Source organism: Methylobacterium sp. WL116 (assembly GCF_008039455.1).
Lineage (GTDB): Bacteria > Pseudomonadota > Alphaproteobacteria > Rhizobiales > Beijerinckiaceae > Methylobacterium.
The window spans coordinates 1-1,352 of record NZ_VRUV01000834.1 but is presented as its reverse complement, the minus strand read 5'-3'; the positions used below and the strand labels follow the sequence as shown (position 1 = coordinate 1,352).

Genomic DNA, 1,352 nt, shown 5'->3' with positions numbered 1-1,352 from the left:
GGCACGGCGCTGATGCGGGCGAGCCTCGCCGCGGCGACGGCGGCCGGCGAGGGCCTGGTGATCCTGGTCGGCGACGCGCCGTTCTATGCCCGGTTCGGGTTCTCGCCGGTGCTGGCCGAGCATCTGGTCCTGCCCGGCCCGGTCGACCCGGCCCGCTTCCTCGCCCTCGAGCTGAAGCCGGGCTTCCTCGCCACGGCCCGCGGGGCGGTCGCGGCGATCCGCACCGGCTGAAGCCTCGCTCAGAGCCGCGCGATGTAGGCGGCGAGGTCGGCGATCTCGTCGTCCTTCAGCGTCTGCGCGACCTCGTTCATCGCCGGGTCGTAGCCGGGCCGGGCGTTCGAGCGATACGCCGTGAGCGCCGCCTTGAGGTAGTCCTCGCGCTGGCCGCGGATGCGCGCGAGCGCGTCGCGCCCGGTCAGCTCGGCCCCGTGGCAGGACTTGCACTGGTGCTTGGACACCAGCGCCTGCGCCCGCGCGAGGAGTGCTGGATCGGGCGGGCCGCCGGCAGGGACCGGTGCGGGCAGGGCGCCCACCGCGTCGGCGAAGCCGCGCAGGTCGTCGTCGGACAAAGCCGACGCCATGTCGTTCATCGGCGGCGCCTCGCGCTGCCGCTCCCGGAACTGGAACAGCTGCGTGACGACGTAGTCGGGCATCTGCCCGCCGAGCGAGGGCACGCCCTCGGTCCCGGAGGTGCCGCGCTCGCCGTGGCAGGCGAGGCAGGGCACCAGCCGCTCCCCCAGCGGGGCGGACGTCGCCGTCCCGAGGAGGAGCGTCGCGAGGAGGAGGGCCGGGGCGATCGCGCGGCTCATTGCGCGGCGCTGATCCGGTAGATCGCGCCGTTGTAGTCGTCCGAGACCAGGAGTGCCCCGTCGTCGGCCACCAGCACGTCGACGGGGCGGCCGACATACTTGTTGTCCTGCAGGAAGCCGGAGAGGAACGGCTCCACCGAGGCGACCTTGCCGTCGGAACCGAGGCGGGCCACCACCACGTCGCCGCCGAGCTTGCGCGTTCGGTTCCACGAGCCGTGCCGGGCGATGAACATCGCGTTCCTGTAGTCCGCCGGGAACATGGCGCCGGTGTAGAAGCGCAGGCCGAGCGAGGCGGTGTGGGGGCCCAGCAGCGCCGCCGGCGCCGTGAACTCGGCGCAGGAATGGCCCCAGCCGTATTCCGGATCGGTGAAGGTGCCCTGGTGGCAGTACGGGAAGCCGAAATGCTGCTTGCCCGGCTCGGTCAGCACGTTGAGCTCGTCGTTCGGGATGTCCTCCGACACCCAGTCGCGGCCGTTGTCGGTGAACCACAGCTGCTTCGTGATCGGGTTCCAGTCGAAGCCGACGGTGTTGCGCACCCCGCGG

General features: G+C 72.5%; 2 protein-coding genes and 1 pseudogene. 1 reads left to right on the top strand and 2 read right to left on the bottom strand.

The window, feature by feature from the left end:
- Positions 1–231: pseudogene (locus FV223_RS27755) on the top strand (N-acetyltransferase); the annotation flags it as partial.
- Between the two features lie 8 nt (positions 232–239).
- Here the strand turns inward: FV223_RS27755 and FV223_RS27750 are convergent.
- Entirely contained in the window at positions 240–809 is a 570-nt protein-coding gene (locus FV223_RS27750) for a c-type cytochrome (RefSeq protein ID WP_147729890.1), read from the bottom strand.
- Positions 806–1,352: PQQ-dependent sugar dehydrogenase (locus FV223_RS27745; protein WP_187276279.1), on the bottom strand; the 547-nt coding region annotated here is incomplete at its 5' end. The genes FV223_RS27745 and FV223_RS27750, both read right to left, overlap by 4 nt.

Excerpts from the sequence above, each read along its gene's own strand:
- FV223_RS27750 (WP_147729890.1), bottom strand. The coding sequence starts at position 809 with ATGAGCCGCGCGATCGCCCCGGCCCTCCTCCTCGCGACGCTCCTCCTC.